Source organism: Leptolyngbya sp. AN02str (assembly GCF_050565595.1).
Classification (GTDB): Bacteria; Cyanobacteriota; Cyanobacteriia; order Elainellales; family Elainellaceae; genus Kaiparowitsia.
Genome location: NZ_JBNXVR010000016.1, coordinates 98,793 through 120,566 on the forward strand (window position 1 = coordinate 98,793; position 21,774 = coordinate 120,566).

Here is a 21,774-nt window from a genome sequence, read left to right on the forward strand (position 1 = left end):
AACCTTACGACCGATAGCAAGGGGAGGAGAAGAAGCAAAAGCAGGAGTCCCGACTAATCGCGATCGCCGTTTCATTGCTTCGATGAGTGCGGCTTGAAACGGCTCTTTGATCAAAATCTGAGCCGAAAATTATCATTCAGCTTCCATTGCTCCAAGTTGTTTACTGGTGGTGGCAGTCTGCTCTTAAGCCAGCCTGCGCCTTGGTCGGGTGTACATGAAGGATCGGTAGATTCAACAACCCATAGTAGGACGTTAACTCCACCGTTCATACTGGGTGGCGGAGAAACCGGCATGAATGTAAACGTTCAAAATCCCGGTGGCTCTTCATTGTGAAAGCACAACAACGACCAAGATGAGCGGCAATAAAAAACTTTGGCTTCACCACCAAAATCTCTCAATTGCCCGCTCCATCGACTTATTAACTGGCTGTCGCTTGCTAAAATCTAGGTTTACTCTTCCTCTATCTCTACCTCTTAGCTTCTCTTTAAGTTTGAAGACTATCACCTCCAGAAAAATCAATCGAAATCTGATCTGGGTTTTCTGTAGATTTAGTTCGACTTGCTCTGGTACCAGCCCTATTCAATACACCCGCAGATCGGAGTTCATCGACTGTAATTATTGGGGATGTACAAATTTGTTCAAGCAACTCTTCCTGTATGGGTTCCAATTGAACTAACTTTTCAAGTACGTGCAGTAAGTTGATTAGTTCTGTTGTATATTCAGCTAACCAGTGATCTGGTTGAATGTTGTCTAGTGGTGATGGTTGCCGACGATTGCCAATAATTGGACGTTCTCGATTTGCTTTGCGATAGCTAAACCATTGGCGTAGTACTTGTTTACCTGAAACTTCGTATTTCCAAACTTGCGGTGAGACTCTCTCAACATATCCATTGCCAACCAGGAGTCTATGGTTAGTTTTGTCATATTCAATAGTGTCTGGCATTTCCCCAGAATCTTGTGAGATCGCTCCTTTAATAGGTATCCGAGGAGCCGCATCACCCGGAATCCGGGGAGCATTAGGCCGATTAGAATTAGGGTCTATAAATCTTTCGCCAAAGGTATGAAGCCAAATTACAGTTTTTCCAATTTCAACGGCGTTAGAGAACAAGTTGCCATGAGAAGTGAATGGAATTCGCAAGCCTGGATTGGCTAAATCAGCTTGAAAACGCTCTGTAAATGCAGGGTGAGCACCTACTGCCGCAAGATATGCTAAAACGTCTTCGGCCAATACTTCAAATTGATATTTTTCACTTAGATATGAAATTAACTGCGGGACAATATTTGGGGTGAGAGCGTTTCTATCTTGCCATAAAGGAAAGACACGGCCACCAAACGATCCTTTGTAATGATGGAGATCGGGAACTAGTGCTGTCAACGTAAATGCAGGTCCTGATGATGGTGATGTTCGTTGAAACGCAGTTAAGTATACCTGATGTTCTGAGAACATTTCCCATAAAGCTGGATTAGGCTGATTTATTAAACGATTATCGGGAATAATCCATTGTCTATCAAACGAACGAAAAGCATAACGCCTGGGTGTAATGCAATCTCCGCGCTCATTAGCGACTGTACTAAGACGAGCATCATAACCTGGCAACCCTTGATTCACTACTTTATTGCTATGCTTGTCGCCTAGTTTTCCTCCTCGAAGATGAGGATGAAATAACGTTTCTTTTTGAGCTGCTGGAGCGTTAATAAGTTTTTGCCAACGCTGCTGTAATGATTGTGAATCAGGGGCAATAATCCATGTACGTCCTGGCATAACACCTGATCCGTTGTAAAGGAACAAGTCTTCAAGGGCGGGAAAAGTTGACCATTCGCGTCTCGGCTCACGTAAGAATGGGGATCTCCAATCTGATGAACAATACACCCATTCTGACGAATCTAACGATACCCTTTTTAGGGCTGCAAACTTCTCGTCACGGTGTCCTTTGGGCAAGGCTAAGAATTTAACGCGGGCAGGTATTTCTGTATCTGTTTCGCAGGTACGGGCAACAAGCACAATGCATACAGGCTGCTGTACTCCTTGAAAAATTCGAGTCTTAACTCCTGGCTGATGTCCCTCCGGCGAGCAATCGATGACCCATATCTCGCTAGCAGTGCGACGGAGATAGTCTCGCATTTGTTCGAATCCAGGTCCGTTAAGGAATCCCGCGACCGTGATAAAACAGACAATTCCAGAATTTTCCTCCGGATGTTGATCAAATACTTTCCAAGTTGCCCAACGCCAAAAGTAAATGTAGAGGTTGCGCAGGTGCTTTGCATGTACACCAACTCCCCAATTAGTAGGCGGAATCCATGCTTCAAGAGGTGCGGGTTCAGCAGAGTTTTTACTACGTTGCTCAACCCATCCGCCACGTCCTTTAGCTCTCTCTCTGTAAGGTGGGTTGCCAATCACAACTGTAATAGGCTCTTGCTTTTTGATTTGATTTGCTCGCTCACGTGACTCGGCAATTGGCTTGTAGAGCTTAGGAATCCATTCTTCACTTTCGTATGGGCTTCCCAGAGTATCAGCAACAAACATGCGCAGAGGCGTTGATGGTACATCATCAATCAGTTTGGTAAGCTCAGCAAGGAGTCGCAATTGCGCAACTGCAAAAGGGCCAAGCTGAAGTTCAAACCCAATAAGGCGACGTATTGCATCGTTGATTGCTGCAGGTACCGCTCCAGGGCCTTCATCTGCCCTAACTATTTCGGTGATGCGAGTTAATACACCGAGTAAAAATGTTCCTGTTCCAACGGCAGGATCAGCAATAGTCACATCTCGTGATGCAAGACCACCGTGTAAATTAAAACGATTTGAGCTCTGGAGCACCTCATCCACCAACCGAACCATAGCCTCGACAACTTGGGGAGGCGTGTAATAAGAGCCCGTCTGCTTCCGAAGCTCCTTGTCGTAAATGGCTAGAAAATCTTCGTAGAAGTATAACCAGACATCAGGATTGCCTCTGCTGATTGTCCCCCAGTCCACAGCATCTAGTACACGAGTTAATGTATCGAGTGAAGTATGTAAGGCTCTTCGGGTATTCGCATCATCAGTTAAAACCCGGAGAGCCGTGCCAATCAGAGAATTTGTTTGACCAAGTTCCTGAGAAATTCGGTCTAATCCTTGAGTTAGTCGAATTTCCCTTGCTCGGGCTACTAGTAAACCAAAGGTTACTGTTTGAGAATATCCATCAGCGAATTGTGCGTTGTCTGCATCTGGAAATAGCAAACGACGCCAATCTTCCCTGAGACTCGTTAAAGCTGGATTATTTTGTTCAAGTTGCTCAGTAACCTCATCCCGCAAAAGACGACATAACCGGGCACTAATCTCAGCTAGCTGTCTAGCATCACTTGGAGGAATGGGTTGCCACTGGAAAAAATTTTCAAAAATACCTAGCAGGCTTGGCGGTGCTTGGAGAGCATTGCCCGATGTTTCAACATCTCCCTCAAGTTTAATGACAGAACCTACTAATTTCCCGCTCTGCCAAAGACTAAATTCATTGCCGTCAGTATAGATAAGGTTGGGCAGTGATTGGAGCTTTTTCCACTGCTCTTTATCGTGCCGATCTCTAAAACGATTTGGATGAGCTCCTTTCCCTGGAGCTTTGACCTCGATGAAACCGACAAGCGCATCTCGAACCGTAACTGCGTAGTCTGGACGGGTTCTCAACCCAGCGAGCGATGTCTCTCCAACAGTTGCAACTTCATTACGGGGAAGGCTACACAGTTCAGCGAGGTCAACAATTAGCCCTTCTAATGGAGCACGTAACTGATCCTCCGGCTGACCTGAAGCTGCAATGTTTGCTAGCTTTGCTCTAGCTGCGGTTCCAAACGTCGAGATTGCGGAGTTTAAAGTCAAATTCATGGAGAAGTGAAGCAAAAGCTCTGCCTTTATTGGCGCGTCCAGTGTAGCTCACACAGATCTCATGGTTGCAACTTTTTTACGAAGTGTTCCAAAATAGCTCAAGTTTTGAGGCTCTAACGGATCTGATCCGTCTACAGGGCTATGGCCTGTCGTGAGTCTAGCAGCCCAGCCAAACTGCTTATCAGCATATGTAGTTAAGGGATTTTCAGGAAAGCTTTCAGCATATTTTCAGATTTCTTACGGAGGCGAGCAGGTGCATTACGGTTGGCAATACGCTGAGTTCCAGCCTTGCACGGGATGTTGCTGAAAGATCAAGAATTTATAACAAAACGCTAGGTGATACTTGTGATCTCTTGGCGTTTCGTTTTATGGTGGGCGATACCGGAATTCGTTCCGGCGATTCGATTAACAGACGAGCTTAAGGTGAGGACGCTGATTAGGAGTGCTGGACACACGCCTAACCAGCTAACCTAACTCTCTGAAACGGGCAGAGGGCTAGGCTGGATCGATTTTATCGTTTCACCTCGCTAATGCTACACACGTGGTTGGGTACCACGCCTTAAGCTTTTCTTCTCCACACATCTCCATTGCATTAGCGAGGAACCGAATATGAGTTCAGAGTTTAACGACCTGTTGCCCACGCAGCAGGCCGACAAGCCGCAGATTTGGATTATTGGCACGCGAGAGCAAGTCGTTCACATCATGAATGAAATGATGGTGAAAGAGCTAGTGAATGACCGAGTGAAGTTCACCCCCATCATTCCCGCACCGTTTGCGAATGGCAAAGTGATGACCGTGCTGGTGAGATAGCGGCTGGTCATCTACGGAAATAACCAGGGAAGGGCGATCGCGCGATCGCCCTTCCCTGCCACACCCCAGCTTTTGGGTAAACAACTGAAGAAACGCTTGTGTGTTCAGTGCTTCATGGGTTTGGGTGCTAGGATGCAAGTGGTTTTGGCCATGTGCTGAGACCGTATTGGTTTGAAGAGGTTTGGGAATGAAGACGCAAGCTGCGATCGCCTGGGAAGCTGGAAAGCCATTGGTTGTCGAAGAAATTGACCTAGAAGGCCCCAAGGCGGGTGAAGTATTGGTGCGCATTGTGGCAACAGGCGTATGCCACACCGATGCCTTTACGCTGTCGGGCAAAGATCCAGAAGGAATTTTCCCCACGATTTTGGGTCACGAGGGCGGCGGCATTGTGGAAGAGGTGGGGCCAGGTGTCACCAGTGTGCAGCCTGGAGATCATGTGATTCCGCTGTACACGCCAGAGTGCAAGCAGTGCAAGTTTTGCCTATCGGGAAAAACCAACCTGTGTCAGGCCATTCGCACCACCCAAGGCAAAGGCTTGATGCCCGACGGCACCAGCCGCTTTCGCAAAAATGGCGAACCCATTTACCACTACATGGGCACCAGCACCTTTAGCGAATACACCGTGCTGCCCGAAATTGCCGTAGCCAAAATCAATCCAGCGGCTCCGTTGGAAAAGGTGTGCTTGTTGGGCTGCGGTGTCACCACGGGAATTGGTGCCGTGCTAAATACCGCCAAGGTCGAACCGGGTTCCACCGTCGTCGTGTTTGGGTTGGGCGGCATTGGCCTGAGTGTGGTGCAGGGAGCTGTAATGGCCAAGGCTGGACGCATCATTGGCGTGGACTTGAATCCCAGTAAGTTTGAACTGGCGATGCAGCTAGGCGCGACCGAGTGCGTCAACCCCAAAGATTACGACGCACCGATTCAGCAAGTGATTGTTGACCTGACGGATGGTGGAGCCGACTATAGCTTTGAATGTGTGGGCAATGTGCAGCTGATGCGGGCAGCGCTGGAAGCCTGCCACAAGGGCTGGGGTGAGTCCACCATCATTGGTGTGGCGGGCGCTGGAGAAGAAATTAGCACACGGCCATTCCAGCTAGTCACCGGACGCGTATGGCGAGGATCGGCCTTTGGGGGCGTGAAGGGGCGATCGCAACTTCCCGGCTATGTGGATCGCTACCTGAATGGCGAAATCCAGATTGATCCGTTCATTACCCAAACGATGCCCTTATCCGAAATCAACACTGCCTTTGACTTGATGCATGCCGGAAAGAGCATTCGTTCCGTGATAGTCTACGGCTCGTAACGCGATCGCTCACTGCTATGACTCAACCTTCTCCAACTGCGCTCACCCGAGTGAGCCGAAATCGTAGTTTTGGCGGCTGGCAGGATGTGTATCGCCACACCTCCACCGTGCTGAACTGTGAAATGAACTTTGGGGTGTATCTGCCACCCCAGGCCGAAACCCAACCCTGTCCGGTGCTGTACTGGCTCAGCGGCCTTACCTGCACCGAGCAAAATTTCATGACCAAGGCGGGAGCACAGCAGTATGCAGCACAGCATGGGCTAATTTTGATTGCGCCCGATACCAGCCCACGCGGCTGCAACTTGCCGGGAGAAGACGACGATTGGGACTTTGGCACCGGAGCCGGATTTTACCTGAATGCCACGCAAGAACCCTGGGCCAAACACTACCGCATGTATGACTATGTGGTGTCGGAACTCCCAGAGGCGATCGCTGCTAACTTTCCCATTCAGCCGGGATGCCAGAGCATTTCGGGGCACTCGATGGGTGGGTTTGGGGCGATCGTAATTGCCCTAAAAAATCCGGGGCAATACAAGAGCGTGTCGGCGTTTTCGCCCATTGTCACGCCAAGCCAAGTTCCCTGGGGCCAAAAGGCATTTAGCAACTACTTGGGCACCAATCCCGATGATTGGCAGGAGTACGACCCGCTGCACCTGATCAAAACATCATCTGAACAATTGCGATTGCTGATCGATCAGGGAGATGCCGATTCCTTTTTGGGAACACAGCTCCAGCCATCGGTATTTGCCGATGCGTGCCATGCGGCAAGCTACCCCCTCACCCTGCGCATGCAGCCCGAGTACGACCACAGCTACTACTTCGTCGCCTCGTTTATTGGTGAGCATCTGGCTTACCATGCGGCAGCGTTGGTCGAGTGAGAAGAGTTCGGAGTTAGGGGTTAGGAGCTAGGGGCTAGGGATTAGGTAAATAACGTCAGGTTCGGTTAAGGGTTTTTCTGAGGTTTGCGCGGTGCGCAAACCTCAGAAAAACCCATTTTTGTGTGCGCAACGCGCACACAAAAATGGGCGCTTCAGCTTATCCAAAACTCACGTTAAATACGGATACTTCCGTTGGTGGGGGCTGATGAGGGTTCTGGTTGGCATTAGGCCGCTTGTCGATCGCGACCGCTATCGATAAAGGTTTCAATTTGGGTGGTGATGGATTCGGGTGAATCTAGCAGTAGGGTTTCGTCTCCGGGTAGCAGCGTTACAGGCACTTGCAGAGCCGCAGCATAGGCTTGAGTCAAAGCGGTGCCAATGGAGCGATCGCCCTCAAATTGGAGGAGGCGCACGGGTACAGTGAGCCAAGGAAGCTGAGTTTGGACTTGCTCGGCTCGAATTTCGGCGTGGCGACGTTGAAACAAGAGTTGGCAGGCAACGGGCGATCGCCGCCAAATTTTACGCTGTTGCAACAGGCCTGCTGGGCCAGATCGCTTCATCAACTTTGCCAGGGGAGCGATCGCCTGCAGCAGCCAATAGGCAATCGGCACAGGCTGAGTGAGCCACCGTGCCCATCGCCAGCGACTGGCAGCCTGGGGCATGGAAATCCCCTCTGGAGCCAGCAAGACTAAACCCTGTACCCGTTCGGGATATTTGAGCGCGAGCTGCGTCGCTACCCAGGCTCCCAACCCCTCGGCAACAATGTACACTTGGGCGAGGCGTAGGGCATCGAGCCACTCTAGCAAGCACTCGACCTGTAAGTGAACCGAGTAATGAACCTTGGGGCGTTCGGATTCACCAAAGCCCAACAGATCGGGCGCGAGGCAGTGGTAGCGGTAGGCGCGGTGCTTGCCCAACTGCTGAATGCCCAACTGCTGAATAACAGTGGCCCACTGACTGCTATCGTTCCAAGCGCCATGCAAAAACACGATGGGTGTGCCCTGGCCAATTTCGCACCAAAAAAGCTGCCCTTGCGATAGCCGCAGTCGAGAATTACGAATGGGTAGAGTCATCCTGAAGGAATTTTGATATCAACAAGGAAAAACATTTCTTTACAAGACAACCCTACACCACTTCTGGCGATCGCTCTAGTCATTTCCCCTAAATGCAGGAGAGCGATCGCCCAACCTTAAGCCAAACGGGTCGCTCCCGAAAAATAGTCCTGCAACTGTTGGCGATGGTCGTGGGAGAGTTCGTCTTTGGGAATATCACCTGGGGTAAAGGCCCGAATGTCTAATACTTCGAGCTTGTCTTGGACCTCGAAGCTGCCGCTGACATTCACCTCAACAGCAACGCAAATGGAATGAAACCGAGGATCACGATTGGGAGAGGAATACACACCCACCAACCGCCCCATCGACACAATCTTCAACCCGGTCTCTTCTTCAAGTTCGCGTTCCAAAGATGTGGGAATGTCTTCTCCCCAGTTAACAATGCCACCGGGCAAGCTCCACAGTCCATTGTCGCTTCGCCGGATTAACACGATATTGCCATCAGGCAAAACTGGAATCACGCTAGTTCCGGTAATGGGATGACGAAAAATCACTCCCAATGCTGACTGCAAGTACCGCCAAAGTTGCTGCATATTTACTCACTCGTGCGCGACATGCATGGATCTCTGCTGACTGCGGCCCCTTGTAACCAAGAGGGCGATCGCTGGTTTCTCTTGTGCAACCCTGGAGTTCAAACCCTTATCGTCTCTACATTAGCGTACGAAGTGTGAGGGATGACAGAGTTCATTCAAGCCTAAAGATCGAGCCTCTAGGCTTGAAGCAAATGGTGACCTAAAAACCCGGTTTGACCGTTTCTAGGAGATTTGGAGCCCTTCAAAGTTTATCTGAGCGGGAGCCCGTATTACCTGCTTTACCATCTGGCCTCCCAACCGTTGAGAGAAGCGGGGGGTTGAAGCCTCCCACAAAGCCGATGGGCCGCCTGTGTGAAGAGCTACCGGGCAAGCTACAGACTTGTGATGCTTGGCAACCTGGCCTTTTAACCTTTGAGGGTGGCCAGATCGGCCAGCACCTCGGCTGCATGCTGCTCCGGCTTGACCTTGGGATAAATTTTGGCAATGTTTCCATCGGGGTCAATGATAAACGTTTTGCGGCTAATCCCCATATATTCCTTGCCCATAAACTTTTTCAGGCCGTAGCTGTCGTAAGTAGTGGCCATGGCCCCATCCGCATCGGTCAATAGGGGAAACGGCAAGTTGAACTTGGTAGTGAATTTGGTATGGGATTTGGCATCGTCGGTGCTGACGCCCAACACCACAACGTCGCTGCTTTGAAAGTCGGCATAGGCATCCCGAAACGCGCAGGCTTCTTTGGTGCAGCCGGGGGTGTTATCGCGGGGGTAAAAATACAGCACAACCCATTTGCCGTGCAGATCGGCCAGGCTGACGGTATTACCCTCGCCATCGGGCAAGGAGAAGTCGGGAGCGCGATCGCCGAGTTGAAGAGCCATGGTGGAACCTGATATCTGTAAACGCTAGGGTGGGATGAGAACGGCAGCGCCCGCTCATATCGAAAAAGGGGCCACCGTTCTTCACATAAGTTCATACCGCATTCTATCGCCCCTCGCCAAATTCCAAAAAATGCAAGGCTTGTGAAAGCCTTGTGAAATCAAGATTTCAGGTGATGCTGAATTTTATGGTGGTGACGACTATTTCGGGATGTTGCCGTGATCGCCCCGATCTGCGATCGCGATGGGGCAGTGTGACAAAACCCAACGGGAATGTGGGCATGATGGAGTGCAGCGTTGCGGGAGTTGGGTGTGGATTCTGACGCGAGTTTGAGTTTGTCGGTGGCGGGATTGTTTATCAAACGAGCGCACGGCCAGGGGGTCGAGCCCGCCTCAGAGTTGGTCCTAAAGCGGGGTTTAGGAATTGAAGGCGATGCCCATGCAATCATTGGCAGTCCTCGGCAGGTGTTGATGGCGAGTGCCCCAGCGCTCAGTATGTTTGGGTTGCCGCCAGGGGCCATTCAAGAAAATTTGCTGCTGGATAGCTGGGTCGAAACGCTGCCCTCAGGAACGGTGGTGCAGGTGGGCGATCGCGCCCAAATTCGCATCACGTTTCTGTGCGAACCCTGCTCCAACCTCAACCGCATTCAACCGGGCTTGGCCAAAGATTTGATCGGCAAGCGTGGCATGTTGGGCATGGTGGTGCAGGATGGCCTTGTGCGACCGGGCGATCGCGTGGTTCCCTTACCCTTCCGTTTACCGTTTATTCCCGAAACGACTCGCGGTAAGTTCGAGGAATTTGTGGCTCGTATTCCCTCTGGCCACGTGGTGCGTACCAAGGCACTGCTGATGGCGCTGGGCCTCACTCAAAGCTATGCCCGCGCCATTCCCACCATGCTGAAGAAGTCTGACCCGTCTTTGCCAGTTCACCGCATTGTTGCTGCCGATGGCAGCTTGCTTACCCAGCATTTGCCTCATCAGGCGATCGCTCTGCAATCCGAGGGTGTGGTTTTTGTAGATGGCCGAGTTTCAGAGGTATACAACTGGAATCCTGCCGAATTTCACAGCTTGGGCTAAACCCCATCGCAATCAACCTCCTGCACGAATGGCTTGTTGAAAGCATGAATCGCTGCGCGGTAATGCCACGCAGCGATTCATGCAGGAGGGTTCATGCTTGTTAAAGAGGGTTCATGCTTGTTAAAGATGAGGTTTGAATGCCATGCCTTTGCTATGCGTTGTAATCTGCTTTTGCAAGGCGCGGCTTTCGGCGAAATGTATAGGCGACTAACCCACCCAGTAGCGCCACCAGCACCCAGCCCGTTACCTGAATTAGGGGAACATCGGCCTGCCGAATGGCGATCGCCACCAATGCCCACAGCGCCACAAATGCATAGGGAAAACTGCGATATTGCCACAACAGCGCGGCTGCCAAGGCTGCGGCCACGACCATCATTACCACTGTCCAAATTTCGGGAGCAATTCCCCATCCATTCCAGTTAGCACCGTAGAGGGCGATCGCCACATTCACAACCGTAGCCACCGCGATCCATCCCAGATACACCCCAAAGGGATAGCGCAATAGCCAGCGCTCTTTCCAACTGGCGCGTTTGTGGCTATGCAGCTGCAAGAAAATGGCGATTAAACTACCCAAAATAATGAGCATGGCCAACACCGACCACCCAAACTGCCGCGCCAAAAATAAATACACCCAAACGCCCTGAGCCAGCGATGCCAGCAAAAACCAGTAGGTAATAGATTGCAACTGCGGGTGCTGCTCAGCAGGTGACAAAAACTGGTACACCGCAAATGCCAGCAGCCCAATATAGATCAATCCCCAAATGGCAAAGGCGTAGTTGGCTGGGGTAATCAACACATCGCCAAACAACGTGTTGGAGATAGCACCAATGTTTTGCCCATTGATGGGATAAAGATTGGAGAGCAAGTTGACAATGAACGACCCCAACACCGTAAACACGGCAATAAACTGGCGCAGGCGATCGGGGGGTTGGCGATACGCTGGAGATTGTTCGGGGGAAGAGTTCATAGATGTTGTTATGTGCAATCCATTTTGATTGTAGAAAATCTAGGGCGATCGCAGATCTGTCGCACGTTAGGCCTGGGGCTCAAGCTTAGGGACGAAGCAATTCCGTCAACGGATGATTCAGTTAACGGATTCGATGGATGGGTTTGGTGAATGGATTGGGTAAATGGGTTCCCAACTGACCCAATCCTATCTCGCCAAATCATATAGGACGGACGCACGTCCTCCGAAAAAACAGAGGATTGAGATGTTTGGAGTGCTAAGCGCTCCAAACATCAATCAACTGCCTAACTCCCTATCAACTTGGCGCAGAAATGGGAGGATTCCCACCGAAGATTAGCCGCTTGATACACGGTTTGATACGCCGTTTGATACACTGTCAAAGCATTTGCTGAGGATGTTGTTTCGATGCTGCTCCCACTCTCCTTGCATCCCGTATTGCACCTGTTGCAATTCACCTCTCCTGGCCCAATCATGGTGGATTTGGGGCCATTGCAAATCCGCTGGTATGGCTTTTTGATTGCCTCTGCGGTGCTGATTGGGGTGACACTATCGCAGTATCTCGGATCGCGTCGTCATGTCAATCCCGATTTGATTGGCGATTTGGCGATTTGGCTGGTGCTGGCGGCGATTCCTGCTGCACGGCTGTATTACGTGCTGTTTGAGTGGGAGAGCTACGCCCAAAATCCGGCTGAAATTGTGGCAATTTGGCATGGGGGCATCGCCATTCACGGGGCAATTTTGGGGGGATCGCTGGCCACATTCTTGTTTAGCCGCATCAATCGCGTGTCGTTTTGGCAACTGGCCGATGTGGTCGCGCCCTCGCTCATTTTGGGGCAGGCGATTGGTCGATGGGGCAACTTCTTTAACTCCGAGGCGTTTGGTCGCCCAACAGATGTGCCATGGAAGCTGTTTATTCCCCTATCGCAGCGGCCTCCGGGCTATACCCAGTTTGAGTATTTTCATCCCACGTTTTTGTACGAGTCGTTGTGGAATATTGGGGTGTTTGGCTTGCTGCTGGTGCTGTTTTTTCAGGGGTTGCGTGGCAAGCTGCCACTGCGATTGGGCACGCTGATTTTGGTGTATTTGATTGCCTACAGTGCGGGGCGCTTTTGGATTGAGGGGCTGCGCATGGATAGCTTGATGCTGGGGCCGTTGCGGATTGCCCAGGTTGTGAGTTTGGTTGGCATTGCTTTGGGAACTGCAGGCCTGGTGTGGCTCTACGGGTTTAACAAAATGCTGCCAGGTAGCCGAGTGAAGGCAGGGCGATCGCGCTCATCTTCCTCGTCACGCTCTATGCGCATTTAGCAAGCCGACTTAGCCAAAAGAAAACCCCGAAGTTTCCTCCGGGGTTGAAATCAGGGTGCATCTACCATTCCTCTCTACTCCTTTGGGTAGAGAGCATCCGGAAATTTTTTGGTAATTCCAATGTTTCTTGGGTTGGGCTAGGTAAAGTCGATGTGGGCGATCGCCTAACACTTCTCAGACACCCTCTCAAAGTTTGCTTGCTCGTCAAATTTAGGATTGAATCCGTTTTATGGTGACCTCGCCCCACAGTTCCGAATCTGCGATCGATTTCTCTCAGGGTTCTGCCGTGCCTGGGGCCGTGGGCACGGTGCACATTGTTGGGGCAGGGCCAGGAGATCCAGAGTTGCTAACGGTCAAGGCACATCGCCTGCTGGCGGAAGCCGATGTGGTGGTGTTTGCCGATTCGCTGGTGCCTCGGCAGTTGTTGAAAGGCGTGCGACCTGATACCGAACTGGTGCGCACTGCCGACAAAACGCTGGAAGATATTGTGCCGCTGATGATCGATCGGGCGCGATCGCGCAAAAAAGTGGTGCGGCTGCACGATGGCGATCCCTGCCTATACGGTGCCCTGCACGAGCAAATGCAAGCCCTAGCCGAAGCCGAAATTCCCTTTGAGGTGGTGCCGGGAATTAGTGCGTTTCAGGCGGCAGCGGCTCGGCTCAAGGTGGAATTAACCGTGCCTGGATTGGTGCAAACCATTATTTTGACGCGCATCAGCGGACGCACCCAGGTGCCAGAGGCCGAGGAATTGGCATCGCTGGCAGCACATCAGGCGAGTTTGTGTCTGTATTTGAGCGCTCGCCACGTGACCGAGTCGCAGGCCAAGCTGATGCAGCATTACCCTCCCGAAACACCCGTGGCCGTGTGCTTTCGTCTGGGCTGGCCGGATGAAAAGGTGTGGCTGGCCCGCCTGGATGAAATTGCCGATGTGACGGCCCGCGAAAACCTGATTCGCACGACGCTGTATGTGATCAGTCCGGCGCTGAAACCGCTGGTGGATAAAGAGGCCGCCCATGAATGGCGATCGCGCCTGTACAATCCCCAACATGATCATTTGTTTCGGCCTGTGGGGAAGAGGGATTAAGGGCTTTTCTGAGGTTTTCGCGGCGCGAAAACCTCAGAAAAGCCCATTTTTGCTTATCCATCACTCCCGTGGGATTAGGGAGTGGGGAGGCGGGAATAGGGCTTAGGGTTTGGTCGGTTTTTGTTGGAGGGTAAGCCTGCTGCCTTGGGTGAGCGCGTAAAGATGTTGGGTTTCGTGGCGCAGTTGCTCCATGTCTTGGGTGGCAATGCGTTTGACGTAGTTGACTTTCACTTCTTCTAGCAGATCAACCAGCAGCGCTTCCAGCTGCTCTAGCGTGCCGTCGTTCACCAGTTCAGTGCGCAAGGTTTCGCCCAGGCGTTCCACGAGTTTGCTAGTCAGCTGGCGGCCTTTTTCATCTTCGAGGGCGGCGGTAACGCTGTGGTAGGCGGTGCTGGTGGCTTCGGAAATGAGGCGATCGCGCAAGCGTTGGGCTCCGTCGCCAATGCCGGGAAGTTGGCTGAGGCTGCGATAGGCGGGCGCTTGCTGAAGGACGGAGTCAATACTGTGGCTCACAAGGGCATCTAGCTCGGGCTTGAGTTTGGGCATGGTTTGGTACACCCACAGGTTGGTGAGTTCCTGGGCGATCGCATCCACTTCATTAATGCCGTTTAAATCCACATAGCGACGACGGTTTTCGGGATTGAGCATCCAGCGCACCACGTCACCTTGTTGAATGATGTCTTGCATTTGTTCCACTACGCGCAGCACCACAATTTCGGTGAGTTCAACGGCAAAGCTAGTGATCACTCCATGAATGATGCGATCGCGCACTGGGGATAGATTAATCAGCCCAGATTGATCAACCCGAACCAGGGTGGGAACGACTCGCAGCCAGCGCCAAAATGGAAGGAAAAACAGCAGGTCGTACCAGCGCCATAGCACCGCATCAAACCAATTTGTGCCGCGATAGCGCCGCGCTAAGTGAACCGTGCGAACCAAAAAATCGGCGGCAAACAGGGCCACAAACCAACGGTCAATCAACCAAAAGCGATCGATAGGAAGCCCGTTTTCGCCAATGCCTCGGTAGTAGTTGGCAGCCATCAGGGGACGAATGCGCTCGTTAAAAAAGGCGATCGCATTGGCTGTTCCTTCCTGTTCCAAATACTCGCGGCTCCAAAATTCTTGAAATGCCTGCGTGGAGCTGTCCACATTCACTTCTTCGCGCATGCGCCGCTTGATGCGCTCCAGCGTACCCGATTTGTTGGCAATTTCAAACGGATTTTCGCTAATGATTTCGGCGCTGCGGTTCTGTAAGTCTTCTAGCTGGGCGTCGGCATCGGCAGCATTCAGCCCGCCACTGTTGACAAACGTATCGACCGCATCTAGATAAGATTCAGTTACTCGATGGGGCTCAATTCCTTTGAACTGCGCTCCATACCAAGTGGTAAAGCCGGGATCGATCCGCAAATAAGTATCACGCCAGGAAACATAGCTCAAATCAAACGCGACCAGCCCCAGGTTCACCAAAGCGATCGCAGCGATCGCTCGATTGACCACGCGGATCACAGGATGAGACGACCGACGGGCCGACGTGCGACTCAGCATAAACCACCGAAACTCGACTCCTCCCAATTGAAACAGGACTTACGCACTTCGTACAGAATCTAAAGGTTTGAATGCTGAGTCGTTGGCTCGGCCCACAACTCAAGATTCTCAGGACTTATGCATGTGTGTTGTGGATAGGAGTCGAAGCCCCCCATCCACAACACATGAGATTTAGTGGATTTGCGTCAGTCTGATGAAACATAAAATGCTGCGTCTTCCGTCTACCTGTAGCTTCAGTATCCAAAAAGAAATTCGCGAGGTTCCGCTGTTTTTTGAGGACAAAGTGCGTAACTGCGAAAGATAAGCGGTACAACTAGAAAGCCGTTGATTGACGGCTGGTGTTCTACACCTGAACAACTGACAGCGGTTCTGTTTGGCCTGTTTTCTATGGTTTTTTCTCGTCTTCGCTGGTTTTCTGGATTGTTGGCGATTGGCATGGCGATCGCCCTGTTGCTCCATCTTCCCATTGCGGCCACGGCCAACCCGCCCATGACCGAACTGCGAGGCATTTGGCTGACCAACATTGACAGCGAAGTGCTTTTTTCGAGCCGAAATGTGGTGAGCGGGCTGCGTCGGTTACGCTATCTCAACTTCAACACGCTGTATCCCACGGTATGGAATGGCGGCTATACCCAATATCCTAGCCCTACGGCCCTGGCCACCTTTGGCATCGAGCAAGATCCTTATCCTGGATTTGCCGGACGCGACATGCTGGGCGAGATGGTGGTCGAAGGGCATCGTCAGGGCATGGCGGTCATTCCCTGGTTTGAATTTGGGCTGATGGCACCGGCTCAATCGGAGCTGGTGGAGCAACATCCCGACTGGGTTACCCAAAAGCGCGACGGCGACCAAATTTGGATGGAAGGTGGCGTCATTCCTCGCGTATGGCTCAGCCCGTCCCATCCCGAAGTTCAGGACTTTATGGTGAATTTGCTGACTGAAGCGGTGCGCCGCTATCGAGTCGATGGCATTCAGCTTGATGACCACTTTGGCATTCCGGTTGCCTTTGGCTACGATCCCATCACCATCAACAAATATAAGGCCGAACACAACGGAGCCGAACCCCCAGAAGATGCCCGCGACCCCGACTGGGTGCGGTGGCGCGCCAACGAAATTACCCAATTGATGCGCCGAGTGGTCACTGAGGTCAAGGCTATCAACCCCGACTGTGTGATTTCGATGTCGCCCAATCCGCGCAAGTTCTCCTACGACGAATATTTGCAAGACTGGGGCAGTTGGGAACGGCGCGGCCTGATCGATGAGCTGATTGTGCAGGTTTATCGCTACAACATGGAGCGGTTTGAGTTTGAAATCGATCGCGCTGATGTACAAACGGCCAAGGAGTTTTTGCCTGTTTCCATTGGCATTTTGGCTGGACTCAGAAACAACATCACCGACATGAGCCTGATCAACGAGCAGGTGGAAGCGGTGCGCGATCGCGGCTATGCCGGGGTTGCTTTTTTCTTTTACGAAACACTCGGTAATCGAGATTCCCTATTTCGAGGGCTATTCCCCACACCAGCTCGGCGGCCAGAGCCGAGGAATTTGGGGTTTGATTAAGGGGAAAGAGCGGGAGTGGGGAGTCGGGAGTGGGCGATTAGTGATGTCTTAGACAGGTAATTGTGTGTTGTGGCAAGGGTGCGATGCAGCCCTGCTACAGCACACAACCACACACGTTTGCAAACAACCTCTTTCAACTGGGTTGAAAGAGGTCGCGCTGCATTTTGGGAATTGATATCTAAGGCGGGCGATCGCAACCGCTTAGAGTTCAGGTTTCAAGCGATCGCCCCCGTGAATGAAGCTCGGTTTGAGGGCTCGTGCATGGCAGACTGCTACAGCACAATTTCTTCGCCACGTTCGGTGAAGCGTACATCGCGAATGTTCCAGGCGGTATTTTTCGTTAGCGTTTCGCGGAGGCTGCCAAACAGCGCAAACTGTTCGCAGGCTGAGAGCGAGGCAATTTTGCGATCGGAATCAGGGCTCATGCGCAAATCGACGGTGGCCACACCATCGTTCACGCTGACGCGGTAGCCCGATAGGTCAAAATAGCCCGCGCCTTGCTTTTTCAAGATTTCTCCAACGGCACCTTCCATGGGGCGATCGCCCGGTACCTGCACCTGCTGCGGCTCAAAATTGACACATTGCTCATCAGCTTGGTAGACCGTCACGGTGGTTGTAGCCCCGTTGGAGGGCACAACCTCGCCTGCCGCATCTGCTTGCGTGGTGTTGGGAGCAGCGGATGGGGTCGCATTCGGGGCAGCGGGCGCGGCGGATGGGGATGTGGTTGGAGAGAGCAATCCCTGAGATGACGTTGCTGGAGACTCGGCTGTACCGGGGCGATCGCCTGCGGGGTCTTGCCCACCGCCACAGGCCGCCAGCGCCGCCGCCAAACTTGTCCCAACCAGAAGGCGCAAAAGCGATTTATAGTGAATTCGGCTCATTGATAAACCCATGATTTGATTTCGATTTGATTCGGATATTAGCGTCCCTATTCAGAAACGTATTCACAATCGTTTGGTATTGTTCCAGACAATTCTGCGCTGATTTCATTGAACCTGGCAAATTTCGCCTCAGGCATCTGCTTTACCCTTAACGTTTCGTCTTTTCCCTATGGTTTCTTCCTCCTGGACTCGTCGCCATGTCCTTTCTCTGGCCGACTTTACCCCTGCTGAATATGACACGGTGCTGCAAACCGCAGCCAGCTTTGGCGAAGTGCTAACCCGCCGCACCAAAAAAGTGCCAGCGCTTCAGGGGCAAGTGGTGACGACGATGTTTTTTGAATCTTCTACCCGCACGCGCAGCAGCTTTGAGCTAGCGGCCAAGCGCCTGTCGGCTGATATTCTCAACTTTGCTCCGGGCACCTCGTCGCTCACCAAAGGCGAAACCATTTTGGATACGGCCAAAACCTACCTGGCCATGGGCACCGATATGATGGTGATTCGCCACAAAGAGGCTGGGGTTCCGCAGGCGATCGCCGCAGAGATGGATCGGCTACAAACCAACGTTGGTGTCCTAAACGCTGGAGATGGACTGCACGAACACCCTTCGCAAGCACTCCTGGATTTATTTACCCTTTGCTCTCAGTTGGATGCTGACCATCCTCGCTTATCGCTGCTGAAAGATAAAAAAATTGCCGTTGTGGGCGATATCTTGCACTCTCGCGTGGCTCGGTCAAATATTTGGAGCCTAACAGCGAGCGGAGCCGAAGTGCACCTGGCTGGTCCGCCCACTCTGCTCCCCAAGCTCTTTGCCGACTTCATTCACCCCACTGCCGACTCAACCCTACTCCCCCCTCCCAATCCCTCACTCCCCAACTTCCCCCGCAAACTCTTTTTGCATTGGTCGCTCCAGCCAGCTTTGCAGGATGCCGATGTGGTGATGACCTTGCGCCTGCAAAAAGAACGCATGACCAGCCACCTGCTGCCCAGCCTGCGGGAATATCATCAGCAATTTGGCATTACTCGCGATCGCCTCAAACTGTGCAATCCCGATGTGAAGGTGATGCATCCCGGCCCGGTGAACCGAGGGGTGGAAATTAGTTCGGATCTGATGGATGACCCCGACCTGAGCTTGGTTTCGCAACAGGTAACGAGTGGGGTGGCGGTGCGAATGGCTTTACTCTACTTGATGGGTGGTGGCAAGTCGTGATGGGTCGTCGCCAGCAATGGCATTCAGACGGGCAAGCATGCGATCGCCCCGAGGGAAATAGCGCCCCAACAGCCCATAGCCCACCAGGCTCAGCGTTTCACGCACCACCATGCGTCGCTGATAGTTGACGCTCATGTGCTCTGGCACAGCGCTCACATAGGGCACCACCTGAAAGCCAAAGCTGCGAAACGTCAGGAACGATCGCATGATGTGGGTGGGGTCGGTCACCAACAGAATAGATTGGACGCCCTTGGGTTTCAGGACAGCGGCGGTAAATTCTGCATTTTCTTCGGTGGTACGCGAGCACGATTCTTCTGCCAGGGCATTGGCCGGAATGCCTTGCTGCTGCAATGCTGCTGTAATTTCGGCACCATCGCCCCGGCCACTGGCAAAAATGCGAGGAGCCCGTTGGTTTTGCCAGAGCGCCAGCGCCGCCGCCACTCGCTGTGGCCGCAGTTCTAGCCCGCGCCCCAGCACGACAATGGCATCGACCGATTGCCCCCGATCGGGGGGTAAGGCTTGTACCATGAGCTGATTGCCAATAGGTACAAATAGGGGCGATCGCAACAGCACAATGCTGAAGCCGCCAATGAGCAGCAGCATGGCAACTCGACGATTTCGCCGGAGCGATCGCCGCAGCAGAACCAACATCACCAACGCGGCGCCCACCGAATACATCAGCGGCGAGTTCATGGCGCGATCGGCCCAATCCATCCCGCGTGTTGTCCACCATATCCAGCGATAGGTGATCTGGTCGTTAAAACAGGTGAGCGAGGCGGTGAGCGTGATCCAATGGTAGAAAAACCCAATGTTCATAAAAGTTGCTCCGAATTGTTAGCCAGGAACCACGTCAGGCTTTGGCAAGTTCGACCCATCGTTCTGAACACTATTGCAGATTGTTACAAGTGGCGTTGGGTTCCCATCTTTAGGATGAGATTGCGCTGATGGTGGCCCTTGGGCTAACGATTTTGTGGCGCATTCGTGGCTGAAATCCCGTACATTGGGAGCATGGAGTATTGCAAAGGATTGCAAAAGTCGTCAGTTCATGACATTCCCAGTGAGGGTTGCAGTTCGGAATTTTGCACGCGAAGCGGACAACGTGACTTTGCAAGACGGGTTAGCCCAAAGAGTTCGTGCCAAAGAGTTCGTGAGGTAGAACGGCGATCGCCATGCTAAAAAAGCTGCGAGGAGGGTTTTTGGTAGGATTGGGCTATATGCTGTCGCCCTTGTCGTGGTGGAATGATCTGTTCTTTAACCTGCCGATTGCCTACGCCTTTGGCTATGTGGTGAAGTGGGTTATGCCGGGATGGTTTTTGCCCGGTACGGTGGTGGGTTATTGGCTGTCGAATGTGGCTGGCATTGTCATGATGCAGTTTGGCGCAACGGATATGTTGGTGGATAAACCCCAAACCAATCTGCGCCGCAGCTTGCTCATTGGGCTAGGAACTTCGACGTTGTATACGCTGGTAGTCGCTGGGTTGGTTTACTTCCACATTTTGGAAACGCCATCCTTCCTGATGGCAGCTCAGCCCTAAAGCTTGGAGCGATCGCCCCTTCCCACCTGCTCAATTGTGATGAATCAATTGCTATGAACGCTGGACTCACCTTTACTGCTCCCATGCCTGTTGATGTTTACCCTCAAGACAGCATGGCGATGACCTTTGCGCCGCTGTCGCTAGAGGAGGTGTATCGACTGGCCGATGACCCAGCCAATGGTGCGGTGGTGGTGATGAGCGGCATGGTGCGCAACAACACCGAAGGCAAGGCCGTGGTTGCGTTGGAATATCAAGCTTATGAGCCGATGGCGATTCGCGTGTTTCAGCAAATTGCGGCAGAAATTCGCCAGCAGTGGCCCGATGCCACCCGCGTGGTCATCCATCACCGCACGGGCAAGCTCACCGTTGGCGAAATTAGCGTGCTGGTGGCGGTTGGCTGTCCCCATCGCTCCGAGGCGTTTGCCGCCTGTAAGTACGCGATCGATACCCTCAAGCACAACGCCCCCATCTGGAAAAAGGAACACTGGGCCGATGGCTCCACTAGTTGGGTCAGCATTGGCGCTTGCGAGCAACCCGGAGCAGATTGTTAGGCGCGATCGCCCATTTCTTCATAATGCACCTCAAACGGGATGGGTTTCCCGGCGGCTTGCGCTAGCTGATGATCCATTGAGTCCGCATTGCCCCACATAATCGTGCGATCGCCCCGATTTTCCACTTCCGTCTCTACAATCGTGCAATACAGATCGCGATCGCGCCCCACATAAAACCCATAGGTACGACAGGCAATCGGACGAGCCTCATAAATCAAACATGCGCCTGCCTCTTGATCGAGATAAGGACAGATAACCGAGCCTTGCACCATGTTTCCCACAATTTGGTTGACAAGTTGGTGAATGCGATCGCGAATGGATTGATGCACCGTATCGGGAAGCAACGCAACTGCTGCATCCACTCGCGCCCATTCTGCCTCGGTGAGTTCGGGCGGCGTTGCCAACTGACGACAGCAGCGATCGCACCCTTTTTGGCACGGCCACCAGTCGCGAACGGCACGAATGTGATGAACCCGTTGCTCAATTTGGGCATCAAGCGGATCGAGATTTGCAGAAGAGAAAGAAACCACGTTTATGCTCAAAATTTAGTGCTTGTGATGATCAACAGGGCTTACGCACCGATATTCCGCAGGTTGCTGGGAATTAATTAAGCAGGTAGTAACGGCAGTAAGGTAGGCCCAAAAGTTGGATGATTTTAGAGCGCTCATCCATCAGATTACTGACCTGCTGAGCTTGCCCGATTG

20 protein-coding genes are annotated in these 21,774 nt (G+C 52.4%); 11 read left to right on the forward strand and 9 right to left on the reverse strand.

The window, feature by feature from the left end; genetic code table 11:
- Positions 1 to 484: 484 nt before the first annotated feature.
- Complete coding sequence (locus ACQ4M4_RS14195) at positions 485 to 3,850, reverse strand: type ISP restriction/modification enzyme (protein WP_430685153.1); 3,366 nt, start codon at positions 3,848 to 3,850, stop codon at positions 485 to 487.
- 609 nt (positions 3,851 to 4,459) lie between these two features.
- On the opposite strand from ACQ4M4_RS14195, the gene ACQ4M4_RS14200 reads away from it, so the two are divergent.
- The 3 genes from ACQ4M4_RS14200 to fghA all read left to right on the forward strand — a co-directional run bounded on the left by ACQ4M4_RS14200 (position 4,460) and on the right by fghA (position 6,841).
- A complete protein-coding gene (locus ACQ4M4_RS14200) occupies positions 4,460 to 4,660 on the forward strand; it encodes a hypothetical protein (protein ID WP_430685154.1) in 201 nt (66 codons plus the stop codon).
- 187 nt (positions 4,661 to 4,847) lie between these two features.
- On the forward strand, positions 4,848 to 5,963 hold the full coding sequence (locus ACQ4M4_RS14205; RefSeq protein WP_430685155.1) for an S-(hydroxymethyl)glutathione dehydrogenase/class III alcohol dehydrogenase: 1,116 nt from the start codon (positions 4,848 to 4,850) through the stop codon (positions 5,961 to 5,963).
- A gap of 17 nt (positions 5,964 to 5,980) precedes the next feature.
- A complete protein-coding gene (gene fghA, locus ACQ4M4_RS14210; protein WP_430685156.1) occupies positions 5,981 to 6,841 on the forward strand; it encodes an S-formylglutathione hydrolase in 861 nt (286 codons plus the stop codon).
- Between the two features lie 224 nt (positions 6,842 to 7,065).
- On the opposite strand, the gene ACQ4M4_RS14215 is transcribed toward fghA, so the two are convergent.
- The 3 genes from ACQ4M4_RS14215 to bcp form a co-directional block, all read right to left on the reverse strand.
- Complete coding sequence (locus tag ACQ4M4_RS14215) at positions 7,066 to 7,914, reverse strand: alpha/beta fold hydrolase (RefSeq protein ID WP_430685157.1); 849 nt, start codon at positions 7,912 to 7,914, stop codon at positions 7,066 to 7,068.
- Positions 7,915 to 8,030: 116 nt separating this feature from the next.
- Positions 8,031 to 8,486 (reverse strand): NUDIX hydrolase, encoded by a 456-nt coding sequence (locus tag ACQ4M4_RS14220; protein ID WP_430685158.1) that lies wholly within the window; start codon positions 8,484 to 8,486, stop codon positions 8,031 to 8,033.
- Positions 8,487 to 8,890: 404 nt separating this feature from the next.
- Positions 8,891 to 9,361, reverse strand: a complete 471-nt coding sequence (gene bcp, locus ACQ4M4_RS14225; RefSeq protein ID WP_430685159.1) for a thioredoxin-dependent thiol peroxidase — start codon at positions 9,359 to 9,361, stop codon at positions 8,891 to 8,893.
- Positions 9,362 to 9,513: 152 nt separating this feature from the next.
- On the opposite strand from bcp, the gene ACQ4M4_RS14230 reads away from it, so the two are divergent.
- Complete coding sequence (locus tag ACQ4M4_RS14230; protein WP_430685160.1) at positions 9,514 to 9,681, forward strand: hypothetical protein; 168 nt, start codon at positions 9,514 to 9,516, stop codon at positions 9,679 to 9,681.
- The gene (locus ACQ4M4_RS14235; RefSeq protein WP_430685161.1) at positions 9,671 to 10,435 is read left to right on the forward strand and encodes an MOSC domain-containing protein; all 765 of its coding nucleotides are present in this window, start codon (positions 9,671 to 9,673) and stop codon (positions 10,433 to 10,435) included. Before ACQ4M4_RS14230 ends, ACQ4M4_RS14235 begins: the two co-directional genes overlap by 11 nt.
- A gap of 151 nt (positions 10,436 to 10,586) precedes the next feature.
- Here ACQ4M4_RS14235 and ACQ4M4_RS14240 read toward each other — a convergent pair whose 3' ends face one another.
- Positions 10,587 to 11,402 carry a tryptophan-rich sensory protein gene (locus ACQ4M4_RS14240; protein ID WP_430685162.1) on the reverse strand — a complete coding sequence of 272 codons (816 nt, stop codon included), beginning with the start codon at positions 11,400 to 11,402 and terminating at the stop codon, positions 10,587 to 10,589.
- 405 nt (positions 11,403 to 11,807) lie between these two features.
- On the opposite strand from ACQ4M4_RS14240, the gene lgt reads away from it, so the two are divergent.
- Both lgt and cobM read left to right on the forward strand, forming a co-directional pair.
- A complete protein-coding gene (lgt, locus tag ACQ4M4_RS14245) occupies positions 11,808 to 12,707 on the forward strand; it encodes a prolipoprotein diacylglyceryl transferase (RefSeq protein WP_430685163.1) in 900 nt (299 codons plus the stop codon).
- Between the two features lie 229 nt (positions 12,708 to 12,936).
- Positions 12,937 to 13,791: a precorrin-4 C(11)-methyltransferase gene (gene cobM / locus ACQ4M4_RS14250; protein WP_430685164.1), complete on the forward strand. Its 855-nt coding sequence runs from the start codon at positions 12,937 to 12,939 to the stop codon at positions 13,789 to 13,791.
- Positions 13,792 to 13,893: 102 nt separating this feature from the next.
- On the opposite strand, the gene ACQ4M4_RS14255 is transcribed toward cobM, so the two are convergent.
- Positions 13,894 to 15,336: a hypothetical protein gene (locus ACQ4M4_RS14255; RefSeq protein ID WP_430685165.1), complete on the reverse strand. Its 1,443-nt coding sequence runs from the start codon at positions 15,334 to 15,336 to the stop codon at positions 13,894 to 13,896.
- A gap of 387 nt (positions 15,337 to 15,723) precedes the next feature.
- Here ACQ4M4_RS14255 and ACQ4M4_RS14260 point away from each other — a divergent pair, with 387 nt between their 5' ends.
- Positions 15,724 to 16,896 carry a glycoside hydrolase family 10 protein gene (locus tag ACQ4M4_RS14260; protein WP_430685166.1) on the forward strand — a complete coding sequence of 391 codons (1,173 nt, stop codon included), beginning with the start codon at positions 15,724 to 15,726 and terminating at the stop codon, positions 16,894 to 16,896.
- Between the two features lie 272 nt (positions 16,897 to 17,168).
- Here ACQ4M4_RS14260 and ACQ4M4_RS14265 read toward each other — a convergent pair whose 3' ends face one another.
- Positions 17,169 to 17,789 (reverse strand): hypothetical protein, encoded by a 621-nt coding sequence (locus ACQ4M4_RS14265; protein WP_430685167.1) that lies wholly within the window; start codon positions 17,787 to 17,789, stop codon positions 17,169 to 17,171.
- 157 nt (positions 17,790 to 17,946) lie between these two features.
- Between ACQ4M4_RS14265 and ACQ4M4_RS14270 the strand changes: the two genes are divergently transcribed.
- Positions 17,947 to 18,984 (forward strand): aspartate carbamoyltransferase catalytic subunit, encoded by a 1,038-nt coding sequence (locus ACQ4M4_RS14270; protein ID WP_430685168.1) that lies wholly within the window; start codon positions 17,947 to 17,949, stop codon positions 18,982 to 18,984.
- Here the strand turns inward: ACQ4M4_RS14270 and ACQ4M4_RS14275 are convergent.
- Complete coding sequence (locus tag ACQ4M4_RS14275) at positions 18,952 to 19,800, reverse strand: YdcF family protein (RefSeq protein ID WP_430685169.1); 849 nt, start codon at positions 19,798 to 19,800, stop codon at positions 18,952 to 18,954. The two genes, ACQ4M4_RS14270 and ACQ4M4_RS14275, sit on opposite strands and share 33 nt — an antisense overlap.
- 353 nt (positions 19,801 to 20,153) lie before the next feature.
- Between ACQ4M4_RS14275 and ACQ4M4_RS14280 the strand changes: the two genes are divergently transcribed.
- Together ACQ4M4_RS14280 and ACQ4M4_RS14285 are read left to right on the forward strand one after the other, a co-directional pair.
- Complete coding sequence (locus ACQ4M4_RS14280) at positions 20,154 to 20,519, forward strand: hypothetical protein (RefSeq protein WP_430685170.1); 366 nt, start codon at positions 20,154 to 20,156, stop codon at positions 20,517 to 20,519.
- Between the two features lie 53 nt (positions 20,520 to 20,572).
- Positions 20,573 to 21,070 (forward strand): molybdenum cofactor biosynthesis protein MoaE, encoded by a 498-nt coding sequence (locus tag ACQ4M4_RS14285; protein WP_430685171.1) that lies wholly within the window; start codon positions 20,573 to 20,575, stop codon positions 21,068 to 21,070.
- Here the strand turns inward: ACQ4M4_RS14285 and ACQ4M4_RS14290 are convergent.
- Positions 21,067 to 21,600: a YkgJ family cysteine cluster protein gene (locus tag ACQ4M4_RS14290; RefSeq protein WP_430685172.1), complete on the reverse strand. Its 534-nt coding sequence runs from the start codon at positions 21,598 to 21,600 to the stop codon at positions 21,067 to 21,069. The genes ACQ4M4_RS14285 and ACQ4M4_RS14290 overlap by 4 nt on opposite strands.
- Positions 21,601 to 21,774 lie beyond the last annotated feature (174 nt).

Bases quoted from the DNA above. Each gene is read 5' to 3' on its own strand.
- ACQ4M4_RS14195 (WP_430685153.1), bottom strand. From the start codon at position 3,850: ATGAATTTGACTTTAAACTCCGCAATCTCGACGTTTGGAACCGCAGCT.
- ACQ4M4_RS14200 (WP_430685154.1), top strand. From the start codon at position 4,460: ATGAGTTCAGAGTTTAACGACCTGTTGCCCACGCAGCAGGCCGACAAG.
- ACQ4M4_RS14205 (WP_430685155.1), top strand. From the start codon at position 4,848: ATGAAGACGCAAGCTGCGATCGCCTGGGAAGCTGGAAAGCCATTGGTT.
- fghA (WP_430685156.1), top strand. From the start codon at position 5,981: ATGACTCAACCTTCTCCAACTGCGCTCACCCGAGTGAGCCGAAATCGT.
- ACQ4M4_RS14215 (WP_430685157.1), bottom strand. From the start codon at position 7,914: ATGACTCTACCCATTCGTAATTCTCGACTGCGGCTATCGCAAGGGCAG.
- ACQ4M4_RS14220 (WP_430685158.1), bottom strand. From the start codon at position 8,486: ATGCAGCAACTTTGGCGGTACTTGCAGTCAGCATTGGGAGTGATTTTT.
- bcp (WP_430685159.1), bottom strand. From the start codon at position 9,361: ATGGCTCTTCAACTCGGCGATCGCGCTCCCGACTTCTCCTTGCCCGAT.
- ACQ4M4_RS14240 (WP_430685162.1), bottom strand. From the start codon at position 11,402: ATGAACTCTTCCCCCGAACAATCTCCAGCGTATCGCCAACCCCCCGAT.
- lgt (WP_430685163.1), top strand. From the start codon at position 11,808: ATGCTGCTCCCACTCTCCTTGCATCCCGTATTGCACCTGTTGCAATTC.
- cobM (WP_430685164.1), top strand. From the start codon at position 12,937: ATGGTGACCTCGCCCCACAGTTCCGAATCTGCGATCGATTTCTCTCAG.
- ACQ4M4_RS14255 (WP_430685165.1), bottom strand. From the start codon at position 15,336: ATGCTGAGTCGCACGTCGGCCCGTCGGTCGTCTCATCCTGTGATCCGC.
- ACQ4M4_RS14260 (WP_430685166.1), top strand. From the start codon at position 15,724: ATGGTTTTTTCTCGTCTTCGCTGGTTTTCTGGATTGTTGGCGATTGGC.
- ACQ4M4_RS14265 (WP_430685167.1), bottom strand. From the start codon at position 17,789: ATGGGTTTATCAATGAGCCGAATTCACTATAAATCGCTTTTGCGCCTT.
- ACQ4M4_RS14270 (WP_430685168.1), top strand. From the start codon at position 17,947: ATGGTTTCTTCCTCCTGGACTCGTCGCCATGTCCTTTCTCTGGCCGAC.
- ACQ4M4_RS14275 (WP_430685169.1), bottom strand. From the start codon at position 19,800: ATGAACATTGGGTTTTTCTACCATTGGATCACGCTCACCGCCTCGCTC.
- ACQ4M4_RS14280 (WP_430685170.1), top strand. From the start codon at position 20,154: ATGCTAAAAAAGCTGCGAGGAGGGTTTTTGGTAGGATTGGGCTATATG.
- ACQ4M4_RS14285 (WP_430685171.1), top strand. From the start codon at position 20,573: ATGAACGCTGGACTCACCTTTACTGCTCCCATGCCTGTTGATGTTTAC.